The sequence below is a fragment of the Halalkalibacter hemicellulosilyticusJCM 9152 genome (genome assembly GCF_000513115.1).
Taxonomy (GTDB): Bacteria; Bacillota; Bacilli; order Bacillales; family Bacillaceae_D; genus Halalkalibacter; species Halalkalibacter hemicellulosilyticus.
In genome coordinates this window covers 1-16,558 of record NZ_BAUU01000051.1, presented here as the reverse complement: position 1 = coordinate 16,558, position 16,558 = coordinate 1, and the positions used below count along the sequence as shown (strand labels likewise).

General features: G+C 36.6%; 11 protein-coding genes. 2 read left to right on the top strand and 9 right to left on the bottom strand.

The window, feature by feature from the left end; all coding sequences use genetic code 11:
• Positions 1–275: 275 nt before the first annotated feature.
• From JCM9152_RS19825 to JCM9152_RS19790, 8 genes are all read right to left on the bottom strand, one after another.
• Positions 276–845: a pyridoxamine 5'-phosphate oxidase family protein gene (locus tag JCM9152_RS19825; RefSeq protein ID WP_035347315.1), complete on the bottom strand. Its 570-nt coding sequence runs from the start codon at positions 843–845 to the stop codon at positions 276–278.
• 206 nt (positions 846–1,051) lie between these two features.
• Positions 1,052–1,531, bottom strand: coding sequence for an NUDIX domain-containing protein (locus JCM9152_RS19820; RefSeq protein WP_035347321.1), 480 nt, complete (start codon positions 1,529–1,531; stop codon positions 1,052–1,054).
• Positions 1,532–2,029: 498 nt separating this feature from the next.
• Positions 2,030–4,744 carry a carbohydrate binding domain-containing protein gene (locus JCM9152_RS19815; protein WP_148296559.1) on the bottom strand — a complete coding sequence of 905 codons (2,715 nt, stop codon included), beginning with the start codon at positions 4,742–4,744 and terminating at the stop codon, positions 2,030–2,032.
• Positions 4,745–5,296: 552 nt separating this feature from the next.
• Positions 5,297–6,103: an MBL fold metallo-hydrolase gene (locus JCM9152_RS19810; protein ID WP_035347313.1), complete on the bottom strand. Its 807-nt coding sequence runs from the start codon at positions 6,101–6,103 to the stop codon at positions 5,297–5,299.
• A 348-nt stretch (positions 6,104–6,451) separates the two neighbouring features.
• The gene (locus JCM9152_RS19805; protein ID WP_035347311.1) at positions 6,452–7,717 is read right to left on the bottom strand and encodes an FAD-binding protein; all 1,266 of its coding nucleotides are present in this window, start codon (positions 7,715–7,717) and stop codon (positions 6,452–6,454) included.
• A 653-nt stretch (positions 7,718–8,370) separates the two neighbouring features.
• Positions 8,371–11,085 carry an AAA domain-containing protein gene (locus JCM9152_RS19800; protein WP_035347318.1) on the bottom strand — a complete coding sequence of 905 codons (2,715 nt, stop codon included), beginning with the start codon at positions 11,083–11,085 and terminating at the stop codon, positions 8,371–8,373.
• 150 nt (positions 11,086–11,235) lie between these two features.
• Positions 11,236–11,514 carry a pyrophosphohydrolase domain-containing protein gene (locus JCM9152_RS19795; protein ID WP_369384596.1) on the bottom strand — a complete coding sequence of 93 codons (279 nt, stop codon included), beginning with the start codon at positions 11,512–11,514 and terminating at the stop codon, positions 11,236–11,238.
• Positions 11,515–11,616: 102 nt separating this feature from the next.
• Complete coding sequence (locus tag JCM9152_RS19790) at positions 11,617–12,303, bottom strand: restriction endonuclease (protein WP_035347308.1); 687 nt, start codon at positions 12,301–12,303, stop codon at positions 11,617–11,619.
• 513 nt (positions 12,304–12,816) lie between these two features.
• On the opposite strand from JCM9152_RS19790, the gene JCM9152_RS22175 reads away from it, so the two are divergent.
• Together JCM9152_RS22175 and JCM9152_RS19785 are read left to right on the top strand one after the other, a co-directional pair.
• Entirely contained in the window at positions 12,817–12,939 is a 123-nt protein-coding gene (locus JCM9152_RS22175) for a nuclease-related domain-containing protein (RefSeq protein WP_081728156.1), read from the top strand.
• A 302-nt stretch (positions 12,940–13,241) separates the two neighbouring features.
• A complete protein-coding gene (locus JCM9152_RS19785; protein WP_035347316.1) occupies positions 13,242–13,637 on the top strand; it encodes a (deoxy)nucleoside triphosphate pyrophosphohydrolase in 396 nt (131 codons plus the stop codon).
• An 18-nt stretch (positions 13,638–13,655) separates the two neighbouring features.
• Here the strand turns inward: JCM9152_RS19785 and JCM9152_RS19780 are convergent, their stop codons facing one another.
• On the bottom strand, positions 13,656–16,475 hold the full coding sequence (locus tag JCM9152_RS19780) for a DEAD/DEAH box helicase (protein WP_035347304.1): 2,820 nt from the start codon (positions 16,473–16,475) through the stop codon (positions 13,656–13,658).
• Between the last annotated feature and the right edge of the window lie 83 nt (positions 16,476–16,558).

The following is a 16,558-nucleotide window of genomic DNA, read 5'->3' as shown; positions in this document are numbered from 1 at the left end:
TCGAATTTCTTCAATCATCTCCATATTAGATGTGATACCATTAAAATCTAATGATTTCCATATTCCTTTTACATAGCTTTCAATGTTATTATCGAAAAATACTTCAACAGCGTATTTCAATATTATCTCCTCATCCTCTCTTGATTTTTTCAATTCAAGTTTAACTTCTTCTTATTTCTAAAATTACCCTTCCTTAATTATACTGCCGCGTTTACCTTAATAAAAAAAGGCGATAACCTTTATTCAGCTATCGCTCTCCGTTCGTAAAACAAAGATTATTTAACATTTTCATCAAAACTTTCCCCAATCGGTGTAACAATCCTATCCATACTGATAGAATTCTTCTTTTTTCGGTATTCCTCTAAGTCTTGTTCACTTTTATTCGTAGCCCATTGTTGAAGAGTATCTCGTTCACCCTCGTATGAGTAGAAAGGTACACCAAATCCACATGATGTTTTTACAGTTTCAATCTTTGCATGAATAATTTGGCGTGCACCAGGAAGGATGTCAAAGTGTTGAGCAAGATTTGTCCATTCTGGTGTATCAGATAATATCACACTACCGCTGCCATACAGCCTTAAAATCATAGGAGGTCCTTCAAAGGCTAAGAACATAAAAGTTATTCGACCGTTTTCTTTTACATGTGCACTTGTTTCATTTCCACTACCAGTTAAATCTAAATAGGCTACTTCAGTTGGGGAAACGATTCTTAATACATCATAACCTTTTGGTGAAATGTTAATATGACCGTCTGCTGTAAGAGGGGCTGAACCGACAAAGAAAATCCTTTGGTTCCTTATAAATTCTTCGTGTTGTGGAAGTATGGATGATTGAACTTTTCCCATAATAAATTCCTCCTCATAATTGTACAATAGATAAATCCTTACATATTTTGGTGTATATTGTGAAACATTAATTCCCGTTTTTGAATGCCTTTTTCATTTTACAAATATAAAACGGATATTCGGGGAAATCATCATATACATCTTGTTTTTCTAAGAGATATTCTGTATGACTGATGGTCAGTTATAGTCAAAATCAAATTAATCATTTAATTAGTTAAGTATTGAATGTTGTGTTCTTCAATTAAATCAATATTTCGTTTGTTAGAAGTATAGTTCATTAATTGGTTTTGTATATTAGCATAAAGTTCTATTTTCTCTAATTCTGCTAGTGAAATCCATTTAACACCTGTCTGATTAGGGTCGGGGGTTACAGGTAGTTTAGGAGAGGAACCATTTTTGATGCTACAATCAAACATCATGACTAATGTATGAGTTTCACCGAATTTATTGTTATTAAGGTGTGGTACATATTCATAGGCAAAAGCTAATGGACCTACTTCTACGTTAATACACGCCTCTTCCATTGCTTCCCTTTTTACTGCTTCAATAATTGATTCTTTCGGTTCCACTCCACCAGCAGGTAGGTCATAAACAATTCCTCTAGATGGATCATTATATTCTGTTAGTAGAATTAGACCATCTTTAATAATGATGGCTCCAGCTCGTACCCTTATATGTGTTGACAACATTCTCACTTCCTATCGTTTAATCATTTTTTTTAATGTATGACTGGAAACTTCGTGTTGAACTATAACCTTATTTAAGAAATTTACTCGTTAGTATAATTACTTCAATATAAAAAGCGATAATCCTTCGTCGATCATCGCTACTCGTCGTTACTTATGAAGATGGTGGTAGGTCCATTAGGGATACTGAGTATATACTTTCCCCCTATCGTAATCACTATTTTCAGTAAAATCACCATGATAAAAAGCATTTTCATTAAATTCTAGTCCGTTAAGTCTTTCCTTCTCTGATAGCTTATTTAGATTTCCAGTAATAAATCCCTATATTTTCATGTCCAAGCTCGATTAGATGGCTTATCGCCTTCACATTAGCTTCGTAGTTATTTACCTTTCCATTTTCTTATAAAAAGAGGCTGTCGTAAGGTTATAGTAACCTTTTAGACAACCTCCGCTCCGTGTTATACGGAATATTTTATAGCTTTACCCAGTAGTTTTCTATTACTCTATTACTTTTCTTCTTGTTCTAACGTAAACTACAACACCAGTTGCAAGAACTAAGATACCAATTAGTAAATAGTTATATAAAGAAGTGGCTGTGCTCGGTAATTCTTCTCCAGCTTCTTTATCTTCTGTACTTGGATCTGTACTTGGATCTGTTCCTGGATCTGTGTCTGGATCTGCACCTGGATCTGTTCCTGGATCTGCACCTGGATCTGTGTCTGGATCTGTGTCTGGATCTGCACCTGGATCTGTGTCTGGATCTGCACCTGGATCTGTGTCTGGATCTGTTCCTGGATCTGTTCCTGGATCTGTGTCTGGATCTGTTCCTGGATTTTCTACCTTTCTAACCGAAACATTGTCAATAAATACATCATGCACTTCTGCTGGTGTTAATCCATCAGCATCTTTTCCTAAAGCGAAACCAAATTTAGATAAAGGATCTGAAGGTTCAGTCATTGTAAACTCGAACGTATATGTTTCTAATGAATCCGTTAATGATACTGTTTGATCAAAGTACTCTGTCCATATGTTATCTTCTTCGCCATTACGTTGAATTTGTACACGTAATGGTCGATCGACAGTTGATTTTGCATCAAATGAAACCTCATAAGTAGCATCTTGTTCGATATTGACTCCATGTTGGAATAATTGAATATTCCAATCATCCGTTCCTATATTAGTAATAGCAACTTTAGCTTGTCCTTCTTCAACAGAGAAAGTTGCTGCACCAGGATTAAATGCTTCTGCTCTCCAACCTGCTAGTCCCTCGAAGGTACCATTTTCTAGAAGATTGCCCACTTCAAAATCTAATTGCAGTCTCTCCAAAAATACATTGTCAATGTATACGTCGCCTTCATTACCGCCCATATTAAATTGGAGCGTTGAGTCATTATCATTTTCAGCTTCCATCGTAAAATGTAGCGTATATTCTTCTGTGTTTGTTGTTAAACGAATAGTTTCTTCATGAACAACTTCAGAATTTGAATTTGTAAAGGCTATTTGAATATCTCTTTCTGCTTCTGAGCTTGCATCAAAAGTTAACTTGTATTGTCTAGCATTTTCTAGACTAAAACCGCTTTGAGTTAACTGTACAGAATTAATATGGTTACCGCCATTGGTAATTAATGCTTCAAATCTTCGTTCATTTATTCCACTTCCAATATAATGAGTTGCATCTGCCGTTTCATCTGTATGGAACTCCCAATAACCCATTCTTTCGACACCTTGATCGAATGTACCATTAAAGATATAGTTTCCAGTTGGAAGTGGCCCTCTTATAGTATCAGCAGAGTCTGGATCAGCAATTTTTTCTAACCTAACATCGTCAAATGAAATACTACTATCGTTTGAACCCATATTGAATTCATATCTGGCTTTAACATCAGTTGGATCTTCCATCTTAAATTCAAATGAATAATCTTCCCAAGAAGAAGAAATGGTGATTGGATCTTTTTTAGCATAATCGACCCAACTACGATCTCCATCTCCACCTATTTTTACTTTTAACGGTCTTTCAGTCTCAGCTTTTGCTCTAAAGGAAGCTCTATACGTAGCTCCTTCAATCAGATGTATTGGGGACTGAAGTAATTGAACTCCGTGTTCAACATTTCCACCTGATTCAATTTGTACATCTAACACGCCATCATTCACAGCAAGAGTAGCGTTACCGCCTCCAGCCTCTAAGAAGGTCCAATAATCAGTATACGGAACACCGTCAATTCCTTCGATATCAGGATCATTACTGTCAAAGCTTCCATTATATACGTAGTTACCATCTTCTAGAGGTGCTCTTCCTCCACGTTCCTCAGAGCTTTCAGGCTTTTCATGTACAGGGTATTCATCCTTCTCGTAAACTCTCACGTAATCAACTGCCATTTGTTGTGGAAATACGGTTGTATCATCAGGGTTTCCAGGCCATCCCCCACCAACTGAAATATTCAGAATTAAAAAGAATGGCTGATCAAATGGAGCAGGATAAGTATAAGGATCTGCATTATCAGGATGTTTAGTGAACCAATCATTTGCAGTATGGTATAATTCATCATTGATATACCATCTAATTTCTCCTGGTTCCCATTCTATGCTATATACATAGTAATCATCAGCAAAAGTTTGACCATCTGGTAATTGATAAGTGCCTTGGATTTGTTGATGTGGTCTACCAAAATGTACAGTTCCGTGAATAATATCAGGTTCATGTCCTAGCAATTCCATAATATCAATTTCCCCACTCACTGGCCAAGTTCCATAGAATGGTTCATCATCTGGCATCATCCAAATTGCTGGCCAAATCCCTTGTCCAGTAGGCATTTTTGCTTTTACATCGACTCTTCCATATGTCCAAGTTTGCTTCCCCTGAGTAATTAGCTTAGCCGAAGAGTAATTATAGGTTTGACCATCTTCTTCTGTAATATCTTCTTTTCTTGCTTCAAGAATCAGAGAGCCATCTTCAATAAAAGCGTTATTTTCTGTATACGATTGTATTTCACCGTTCCATCTACCATTTGTAGGAACATCATAGCTCCAGTTTTCCATATTAATCTCGTCACCATCAAATTCGTCAGACCAAACTAAGTTCCAACCTTCTGATTCTGGGCTTGGATTTCGGTCAACATTTGGATTATCAGCAGCGGAAACACTACCAATTAAAATAAAGTTGGAGCTAATAAGAATAATGACTAGAAATAAAATAAGCGTTTTTTTAAGATTCATGATAACCTAACCTCCTAATAATTTATAAAATCAATGGTGCTACAGAATGCAATTAAGCATTACCACCCCCCTTTATAGAGCATTTGTCCATCAATTTCAGCATTGAACAATATCGTAAAATGAAATCTCTCAAAGCAGTTTGGTCGTTAATTGTGACTATGTTTACTTAGTGTTTCATTATCGTTATTCGGTTTACTTCTTACAAAGTGTATTTCTCCCATTTACCTGTAAATAATGGACTAACACGTGTTAGTAAAAGGGTAAAAAAAAGATTATTCAATAGTTATGTATGATCTAAGATGTTGCAAAAAATGGCACTTAATTTTGCTAGCAATAAATAAAAGCGTTTACATTAAGATATTAAACTAGAATCCAAAAAATATCAATCTTTTTAAAATAAATTGCCGAATTATTTATATCGTTGGCTATGATTGGTTTCTAAAGTAAGCTACTTTGTATTTCCATGTTCAATTTTAGCACATACCGCAATAATGTATTTAGGTATTGCTAGTATACCCTATTCTCTGATAGGTTCCATAAATATAAATTTTTTTATGGTTTTAATAACGCAAACCGAGATACATAAAGAATCGTTTCTCCACGGACAACTTTCTGAATAGGATTGAGCTTTCTCCATCCATTCTGTTGTGCTTCAATGGTTTGTTGGCAAAGCTCGACCAATTGCTTAATATGCTGTCCATCCATAGGCGTCTTATAGGTGTAATGATTCCCATAAATGCGCTGGTTATCATAAATGTGTTGCAGAAGCTGTGCACTTCTAAGATATTCGTGCATATTGGCAGTTGGAAAACAGGCGAGCAGAGGCCCATGATATAGTGCATCGGCAGCAAATATGAAGCCATTTGTCTCATCCAACAATCCAACGTGATTGGCTGAGTGTCCCTTTAAAGGTAATACGGTTAACTTCCTATTCCCTAGATCGATATAATCAAAAGGTTTTATCCATTCGCGGATGCGAAATAACCGTCGACGTAGCGCCAACCTTAAGCGAAATTTCGCCGCAAAAAAATCTCCCACCATCTGCTCTCTATTAATAGGAAGATCAGCCATTGCAATCTGTTCAAATTCCTGATTGTTTCCAATATGATCAAAATGAGTGTGTGAGTTAAATAATGCAACTGGTTTGTTCGTGATCGATTGAACGACAGAAAGAATCGGCCTCCGTCCAGACCCTGAATCAAGCAACAACGCTCGTTCCGAACCGATGATCAAATACTGACTGTTCTTCTGATAATAGTTTGGCTCGTGTAGCACATACGTCATGCTATCTAACTGCTCAATCTCATACCATGAATCTGCGCTCTGCCCTTGTTTTCGTTTGATTTCGCTGACAACCAATTTGTATCAACTCCTTACTCTTTTTTCTATTCATTTAACGCATACTAGTATTTCAGTCCTCAGTAAGGACATGTATACACAGGAAACAAGAAATCCTACAACCCTTAATCTAATCTTATAACAATGGATTCATAAAAGTAATCAACAATTCAATGAAAGAAATGAAGCGAATCTTATGGCATCAAGAGCTTTGAACGATTACGAAAAAAGATTTGGTGGCCCAAACGGTTCGAGCAGTGCTAGACTAGCCTAGCACTGCTCGATGTGATACCTAATGCAACTCAGCTATTAAAAACTGAATATGCTGCATTAAGCTCGATCGTATGACGTGAATCTCGTAAAAACGAATCACTCATCCTCATTAAAAATATATCTACTCAAAAAGCGATTACGAAACATCCCATTCGGGTCATACTTATTTAGCAGTAACTGAAATGAAGACATCTTTTCGTAAAGGGACTGTATTTTTTCAGGTGAGGTCGTAAACAATTTTCCCCAATGTGGCTTCGCTTGAAAAGGTTCGAGCTTAGCTTCGATGAGTGGGAGCACCTGCTGAACATCCGCCCATTTATCTTGCCACGTGAAGTGAATCGCAACCGAATCCTGCTTATAAGACGGGCTCATCCAAAGCTCGTCTTTTGCAATGGTCCGTACTTCTGATATGAGTAGATGTGGTGCGATATGTTCACGGATGTCACTAAGTGCACAAAGAGCTTCATATGCATGCTCACGAGCAAAGATATATTCACTTTGCAGCTCTTGACCTTTACTCGGGGTAAAATTCATTCGGAAATGCGGCACGCGATCTAGCCAATCTCCTTCCACACCTAACTGAGCTGTACAATTCTCTGCTCCGACGCCAGGTACAGGATGGAGATTTTCTGTGGCCACTTTTGCGCCATTAAAATCCTCTCCAAACGAAAAAGCTTGACCATCCGTCACCTTGCTTTTCAGCCACACCTGATTAATCGTTTCGTCCTGCCAATCCATGAATAGACTAACACTATAAGCACTGGAAAAGATCGTATCAAAATCGTGAGCTAGTTGCGCTAATGGAAGATTTTCGTATACATCCTGCCTCATTTGATAACTTGGAACGATATCTAGTGTTAGTTTTGTGACAACACCGATTCCACCTAATCCCACAACCGAACCATAGAATTCCGCTCCCGAAGTTTCCCTCGAAAACGTGACAAGGCTTCCATTAGCAGTTACGACTTCCATTGCAGAAACAGCTGCAGCTAAATTTTGATTATAATTACCTGAACCATGTGTAGCTGTTGCACAAGCGCCAGCAACCGATATATGGGGAAGGGAAGCAAGGTTTTGTAATGCATAGCCATGTTGATGAAGCTCATGACAAAGGTTCCCATACTTGATTCCAGCCTCCACCGTTACGGTTTTTTTCTTCTTATCAATGTATAAGACCTTGTTCAGCTTATGCAACGATACGAGATTCTCATCCGAATCTGCGATACTATTGAACGAGTGACGCGTTCCGACTACACGTAGCTTTGTTACCTTTGAGACTAATTGTTGAAGATCTTCAATCGTTTCAGGTTCATGCCAGTTACTCGTACTGTATTGTAGATTACCTGCCCAGTTCTTTTGCATATAGAAGTTCCTCTCTTTTCTTATCTGATTAGAAAAAATTTTCAAACAATATAGACTCCTCTAAAATAGCATGAATAGAGGTGAAAAGGAACAATTCTGTTGCTTTTTTTGTTTCGCTAAACGAAAGAAGTAGGAGAACCCTCCCTATGATTTTTTAGTGTGTTGATTGACCCGTTATTTAAGCCCTCTTACCTCCAGTAATGTACACGTAACCCTTGTAAAAGAACTCCTCCATGGAACCCACAACATCTCCTAATGCGGCAGGATATCCATCGCATCTTCTCTATGAATTTTAGAATCACACTCGTTAATGTTCCGCTAAATCCAAATGAATGAACCTCTGTTCTTCTCACATTGTGTCTAAGACTTTACTTCACAGCATCACTGGTCTCCTCTCTAGATGCCCTTACTCGTCTGCATCAATTAATCAAATCCTGTCTTCAAAGCCACCGCGTTCAGCACGTTTCTGTTTTCGAACACTCTCGCTTTCAGCCGGATCAATCCCTTCAAGCTTACCAAAAGCATAGACACCCTACAGCAAGTCAGCCATTTGAAATATCGTTTAACAACACCTCACCACAATTCATCCCAACATTAAAACCGTCTGGTAAGAAATGAACTTGTTGAAGATTGCGGCCTTCTTAAATCAAGGATCAAACTAATTCAACTAACTTGTCATATAACTTACTCTCTTCATTACTTCCAGTGGTTTTCATCCTTATAATAGGAATACCATGCTTCGCTAAAATCTCGTCCTTCATCTTGTCTCGTTTCAACTGAACTGGTTTGTCTGCGTGATATGCATGTCCATCGACCTCAACGACTAGTATTGGCATTTTGTCCAACTTGTTAAAAATAACGAAATCAGTATGTGTCAAAACATTCATTGCGTATTTTCGTTCAGCATCAGTCAGATGTTCTGTATCCTTAATTAGCATTCTTAATGGTTGATGAAGCACATAACGAAGGTTTTGAAATTCTTCCCTACTTAACACCTTTTTAATGACTATATTCATCAGATTCTCAGAATCGTATTGAGACACTTTTTTATTTGTTTTCATGACTTCAAGCAACTTGTCTGAGTAACTACTATATAGTAAGTCAAATACCGAATAGACCTTACTTTCTATGACTTCAAAGTTATTGTACTGAATAAATTTCACAAGATCTCCTATGTTCGTGCCTTTCCAATTCTCGCTGCCTTCTGCTACGACGACAATTAATTGATCCACTGCCCTAGAAACGGCTACATTGATTAGGTTCGGATTATCAACGAAATCATTTTTCTTAATTTCATTAGAGACTGTCGATAAAATAATAACATCTCTCTCCCGTCCTTGGTATTTATGAACCGTGTCAGCTTCGATATTTTGGGAGCCCACCTTCTGAAGTTCATTTGCTTGTTGACGATAGGGGGATATAACCCCCAATGATCTATTTTGATTATCACTATTCTGCTGTGGAATGATTTCATCAAAGATAATATCAATCTGACGTTGATTGAAATTCCCTCTCGCATGATTTCCTTTAGATGTTTTATATAGAATCATTGGTTTATCATGATCCTCACTATCTTTTAACACAATTAGTTCATTATTATAGAACTTTTGGTTACAAAACTCGATAATCTTAGGATGGCAGCGGTAATGCTCTTTCAGCAACGTTTTAGGAATATCCTTATATAATGTCTGAACGGATGACAACAGACTTTTATCTACATAATTGTAAGCTGGATTTAGGTTGTATTTACTGAATATCCTATTAGCAATCTCAGCTGCTTCACCTGAGACAACATTCGGTAGCTGTTTAAGATCTCCTACAATGACAGCTCTTCTCGCACAAGACAATGATAAAGCCCCTGTTACTACATCGACCTGTGAAGCTTCATCGATTAATACATAGTCAAAGAGATAATTCTTTGCTGCACAATTCCTTAATGAATGAGTTGTACTTAAGATGACTTGATAATCATTAATGAACTGATCAAAGTTTTTCCATAGTACATCTTTTGAAAAGCTTGTCCTTTTATCTTTATTTCCATAAGTATCAGCTAATTTAGCCTTAAATAATTTCATTGAATCATCACTATAATCGTTCATGGCAACATCAAAATTAAAATGATCTAATTTTTTCTCCAAATCATCGATATTACGTTGCAGCTCGTTCTTTTTAGCATCGTAATACATCTTCTGCAAGTCTGAAATAATAGTTTCAGGTGAATATCGATAAAACTTAAAATGATATATACCAAAAGCAAATACATTGTACACTTTTCTCATAAAAGGAATAGGCCCCTGCTCAATCAAACGCTCATACTGTAGCAAAAAATTTAATATCTTACCAGAATTAAGACGTGAAAGTGCATTTTTATGAAGGTGCTCTAGCCTAGAATCTGAATAATATTGGTTAAAGTATTCCATTTCTGTCTTCAATGTTGAAAGTTCCTGTTTCAATCTCGCCTGCTTGTTCTTATGTGCTAGCATTTCATTTAACTTTAACTGTGAAGCCCCCAAGCTACGCTTAATAGATTGGAAATCATCAGGAGTTAGCTTCCAATCACTCATTTCTGGGTACTCTGTCTTTTGTTCTTCAAAAAATCGTTCTCTGTTCTTTTTACTGCCTAAGTATGCAGCAATAAAACCAACTTCATATTTCTCAAGCTTTTCAAGAACATTTGCGGTTGCTGAGTTATTGTTTGAAACAATCGCAACAGTTTTCCCGTTCATAATGGCATTGGCAATGATATTTAAAATGGTCTGTGTTTTACCAGTTCCAGGAGGTCCCTCTATCACACAAAGTGGCTCAATCATAGCGGTTTCCGTTGCGGATTTTTGACTGAGGTTAAATCCAAAAGGAAAAATGACTTGTGGTTCATTCTTGTCCCCTTCTAAAGACCTTCCTTCCAGATAGGCCGCAAGCACACTATGCGGACTAATTGCCGAGATCCCACTATACTGCTTTCCTAAAAAGCTTCCTTTGCCGTCATCATCAACACTGACATGCTCCGCCAACTCTTTCAAATAGTCAAAGCATGTCGCGGCATCTGCATTCAAACTAGTTTCTTCGATTCGTAATACAGAACTAGTGTAGATCTTTTGAAATCCATTATTAAATATAAGTCTCGTATATTCCCCAAAATCTAAAATCTGAAAAATACCTGATATAGGTTGATTGTCGACATAAACGATTTTAGTATCTGGCTCAATACTTTTCGCGTTCCTGTACCAAACTACATTTTGATCATTATAATCATACGCCTTACCAGAATCGTAAGTAACTCTCCATTTCCCATTCGATCGCTTGCAATATTTTATTTTCTCTGTTTGATCCTGATTCTTGACAAGAATCAGGTTTTCTTGTATATTCAACGGCGTCATTCACCCCATAAATGTCTTCTAGCAAAAGATTATTAGTCGTTTTTACCCATTTCTACTATTATTTCCACAAACCTCCGAACAACCTTGCAGTTCACCCACTTTTAACTTATGACTTATCTTATGTCTCCTTAGTAATTGACTTTACTCTTCTACGTCAATTAAAAAGATTCTCTCTTCAAAGCCTCCGCGCTCTGCACGTTTCTTCTTCCGAACATGCTCAATTTCATTCGGTTCAATTCCATCAATGACACCAAGTGCGTATACAACCTCTAAAAGATCCGCCATTTCTCCCATTCGTTCTTCTCTCGATTTCGCTTGTAGCAGCTCATCCATTTCTTCTATTAGCTTTCTTTGTAGTTCTAGTTCGTATGTAGACTTGTCAAGAGTACTCGTCCTGAATTTTTTACCGCTATTTTTAATAATCTCTGGAATTTTATCTCTTACTAGTTTGTTGTATGTGAGAATTGGATAGTCCTCCTGTTTTAGTTTAAGATTTTGACTTCTTAAAGCGATTAGGATGTTTTATGAACCATGTTTTTTCATTAACTGCTTCTCTCTCCAAGGTAGGACTTTTCGATTAAACCATTCAATATCCTTGCAGGTAATTTTACGCTTATCGGCCTCTAAACGGGCTTGTCTCGTGAATTTTGAAGTTGTTATGAATTCAGCAAGTACACATCCATAATTTTTCCTTGCTGAATCTAACTCTCTAATATAGTTCACACCAATGTTATTATCTTTTTTGTAGTGTTTAATTTGAATAGCAATGTCTGTATTGTGATGACGATTAAAAATAACAAGGTCAATACCACCATCTGCTCCTTCTGGTGTTTTTCTTGGTTTGTATCTGTTGCTTTTAAAATACATGTAGCAAAGTTCTTCAATTTCTCTCCACGAAAGTTGCTCCAAAGGTAGTGTCATTATCGTGTGTTCATCTCTTAAAATATTTGGATTTGATCTCTTGACTGTTTGGTCTTTCTTTGTTTGTTTGAAACCTATGTAGGGGTTTTTATTCTTATTTTCCTTTTTTCGCATATCTGGAACAGCTCTCATAGCTAAACTTCCAAACACTACAGAAGCAACTATAACACCGATAAAATAATGATAAGATAAGTTAAAATAAAAAACGATTGCTAATCCCGTGATCATTATTAAACCGCCAACTGCTCCATTTACTGTGTCCATTCGTTTACTTCTACTTTCTGCCATAATATAAATCCCCTTTTTGATTTCTAATTAATTTTTGACCTTTAAAATACAACATCTGTTCTCAAAGAACCTCAATCTCGCTGTTCACCTTCTCAAACTCTAGTTCAACCAAGTGAACATGTACCCTCAACTCTTTATTAAATTTAAATATATCGACAAATTTCTTTAACTGATAAAACATATGTCTCCCTTTCTACTTAACTAGTTTATAAGCTTCTTTCAATTCCACTACTCCAACAAACTTCCCCTCAATACCCAATAATTTGATATAATATGAGTATATTTACTTATCATAAACAAATTCCCTACATAAATAAAGGAGTCTGCGATGTCTTTTCTAAAAAATATGTATAAAATTCTCACTGATACGAGAGAAATTACAAAGCCAGTAACACTTAAGGATATATTAACGTAGAAACGAACGATCCCAATATAGATGTAACAAATCACTTAAAGCTCTTCTCTATCGGACAAACCGTTGAAAAAAGCGAATTATTTGAATTACAGCACTCCATGTTCATCTTGCATGATGTGTACTTAGAATTTGAGGAATATAAACCACAGCTTGACTTCGTAATTGTTACACACAAATTCATTCTTGTTCTTGAAGTAAAGAAGCTCTTAACTCAGAATTAAGTGACCGCCCTTTTTCAGAAAAAATTAACAATTAATGGTGGCTTTAAAACAAGTCCATTTTGGTTAAATGGTAGCATTTCCTCTAACACTGAATGGAACAAGCAAACAATTGAGAAACGAAGCGAGGCTCTTGCTGCAAGAGCTATTGACGTATGACAGTTACCACATTTACCTGAAGACACATTAAATCTATATCGCAGGGAAGTTTTCATGATTAAGAAATGAAGAAAACCGCTATTAGTAACGGTTTTCTTCTAATTAGTGTTATGATTATTGTAGAATTAATATTTGGAGGCCTTACCTTGAAAAAAACAGTAAAAGTCGTAGCAGCCATCATCGAAAACGATGACAACGAAATCATGTGCGCCCTAAGATCCCCTGACATGGCAATCCCCAACATGTGGGAGTTTCCAGGTGGAAAAGTAGAAAAAGGCGAAGACCTTTTCACTGCACTTAAGCGGGAAATTGATGAAGAGTTACAATGTCAAATTGAAACGTTGGATGTATTCAATGACCACACACATGAATACGAAACATTCATTATCAATCTTATCTCAATTAAAGCCAAAATTGTTGGAGGAACACCTTTAGCAAGCGAGCATTCTAAATTGATTTGGTTGAAACGAGAGAACCTTAATTCACTTAAATGGGCTCCGGCTGATATACCGGCGGTGGAACAATTAATCAACGAAAAATAGTCTTCTCAAATGAGAAGACTATACTTTTTCTACAAACTCTGTGTAAATTCGAGATGGAATTTCATGTTCTAGTTCTAGCTTGACGGTAATAGGCTTTTCTCCTTCATATTCCACGGTGTTCCCTCTTCCAATGTAAATAAAAGGTTCTCTTTGTCCATCAATTTCCTTATACTTTCGGACAAACAAATGAAGCGATATGCCTCTGTCTTTATTAAAAATGATATTCTTCCCTCGCTCTGTCCCTTGACTTGTCTGATTCGGCGATTGCCACTGGAAGTAGTTCTGATCAATAAATTTATCCTTATAGTTCAGACGTTCCTCGACGCTTTCCTCTTTATGCAAATCAATAAATAAGAAGAAGTCATTTTCATTCGCTAATAAACCAGACCCTCGGAAAGCCGTATGAATTTTACGATAATTACACAAAAGAGCTGTATCTATCATCTGATATTGTTCATAGAGTTTGAAATGTGGAACACCGTAATTTACGGTCTTGAATTCCTTCTCATAACGAAACAGGCCATACATAATAGTATCCTCTATATACTCGCGGTACACATCATTCTCTAACACACGGTTAAAAGCCTCAGTCTTCACTAAAATACCATTATCATGATCAAATAACTTCAACTTCCCTTTTTTCTGAACATTATCATAATAGTCTTGGTTTAAGTATTCAAATGCATGACGGACGCTATCGACAGCGACATCATCAACATATTTCAAAATCTCATGTCTCGCCTCTTCCACAGTAACCGAGTCATTTGTGAGTAAGTACTTACCTATCACAAACTCATAAATACGTTTTAATGGAAGCTTACTAGATAGCTCTTTTAATGCTCCTTCAAATGCATTATCCAGAAGTAATTCCTTTATGTGGTCATCTTTTTCAACCTTCGCTACAAACTGTAAATACGATTTTTCACGGTCTATAAACTTTACCGGATCAGGAGAACCATCATATTTTAAGTAATCGACTAAATATAACGGAATATGACCTTGGTTAAGTTTCTTAAACTCAAAATATTCCTCTTTTAAATACCTCATAGATTTAAAATTCTCATTATCAATTTGTTCAAGTATCCGTTCCTGGGAGATCTTATCCATCTGAATATGCGTTGCGCCAGGTATATTCGCAAAACCTGTTGAAATTGCAACCTTCAAGCTTTCCTTGTCATAGTAACGACTACCATTTAAAGCAATGGCGATTAGGAATGTTTTGCTATGATTCCCGATAAAGTCTAGAACCGTTAAGAATGTTTTGCTTTGATGCTTTCGCAAGCCACGCCCTAACTGTTGAATAAATACAATCGGTGAATTCGTCGGTCGAAGCATCAACACTTGATTTACAGAAGGAATATCAACACCCTCGTTAAAAATATCAACAGTAAAAATAAACTCTAGCTCATCGTCTTCATTCTCAAGCTTCTGAATGTACGTTGACCGTGATTCAACACTATCTTCCCCAGACAAGCAAATACTTTTATATCCTCTTTTGTTAAACTCATCTGTCATGTACCGAGCATGCTCAACGGTCGCACAGAAACCTAAACACTTTCGCTTCTCGCCATCATGACCGTAAAAGTCCACCTTCTCAATAATAAATTCAACTCGCTCATTTACTTTCAAACGTTTCGTAATTTCCGCCATATCATCAATATCAACATCACTTAAATCAATACCTTCAATATCAGTAATACCAAAGTAATGAAACGGAATAACTAACTCATCCTCAAGTGCATCATGTAGACGAACCTCTAACGCAACATTGTTGTTAAAAAGCTCAAAAACATTGATATGATCACTTCTCTCAGGAGTTGCAGTCATCCCTAACGTAAACTGTGGCTTAAAGTAATCAATAACAGCTTGATAGCTAGGACTCGTCGCATGATGCGCTTCATCTAGAATAAGATAATCAAACTCATCTGGCTTAAACTCAGTGTAATAACGAGACATCGTTTGAATCGTAGCAAATAAGTAATCTGCATTCTTATCTTTGTTACTACCTGTAAACAAACCAAAGGAGATGCCCTGATTAGGGATTAACGTTTCAAACGTTTCTTTTGCCCGCTTAAGAATTTCTTCTCGATGAACGAGAAAAAGCACTTTCCTCGGAGAGAAATTCTTCACATCAAATGCAGACATATACGTCTTCCCTGTCCCTGTAGCCGCAATAACAAGCGCCTTCTCTTCACCGATCGAACGAATTCGATCTAGGTTCTCCATCGCACGTTTTTGCATACGGTTCGGAATGATGTAATTTGGCTTTTGAGGATTTTCAAAAATAAGAGATTGTGTCATAGAAGAACTGACTAGCTTACTTAAGAAATCTTCATAGTTTTGTATGAAGTCATCATTCGCTTCAACACTATAGTCCCAAATGGAATTGTATTCTTTAATAACATCCTTCATAAAACTGGCATCACTTTTAGAGATAATCTGTACGTTCCACTCCACATTACTCTTCAGTGCACTTTGCGTTATGTTCGACGAGCCAATGATTACTTTGAAGCTGTCTTCGTATTCAAATATGTATGCTTTCGTATGAAACCCAATTTCTTTATCCGTTACAAATACTTTGAGATCAATGTTTTCGAATTCATTGATTTTTTTGAGTGCCTTGGCATCTGTAAAATTTAGATAGGTTGAGGTAATTATTTTACCTTTAATGTTCTTTTCATTGGCTTCTTTGAAGGAATCTAGTAGAAGCTGCAGGCCGCTGTAGTTAATGAATGCGACGCTGAAATAGAACTGTTTGCATTGTTCTATTGATTTGGTTAGTTCGTTTAGTAGGTTTTTGTTGCTGGAATTGACGATTAGTTGTTTTTCGTTGGTCATAGTGGGCTCCTGTAGAAATCTTATAATTGTAGTTATTACCTAATTTTAACATTATTTTTGTTTTTGAGAAAAGGATTTATGAA

Bases quoted from the DNA above. Each gene is read 5' to 3' on its own strand.
- JCM9152_RS19825 (WP_035347315.1), bottom strand. From the start codon at position 845: ATGGGAAAAGTTCAATCATCCATACTTCCACAACACGAAGAATTTATA.
- JCM9152_RS19815 (WP_148296559.1), bottom strand. From the start codon at position 4,744: ATGAATCTTAAAAAAACGCTTATTTTATTTCTAGTCATTATTCTTATT.
- JCM9152_RS19805 (WP_035347311.1), bottom strand. From the start codon at position 7,717: ATGCAAAAGAACTGGGCAGGTAATCTACAATACAGTACGAGTAACTGG.
- JCM9152_RS19790 (WP_035347308.1), bottom strand. From the start codon at position 12,303: ATGGCAGAAAGTAGAAGTAAACGAATGGACACAGTAAATGGAGCAGTT.
- JCM9152_RS22175 (WP_081728156.1), top strand. From the start codon at position 12,817: ATGTTCATCTTGCATGATGTGTACTTAGAATTTGAGGAATATAAACCA.
- JCM9152_RS19780 (WP_035347304.1), bottom strand. From the start codon at position 16,475: ATGACCAACGAAAAACAACTAATCGTCAATTCCAGCAACAAAAACCTA.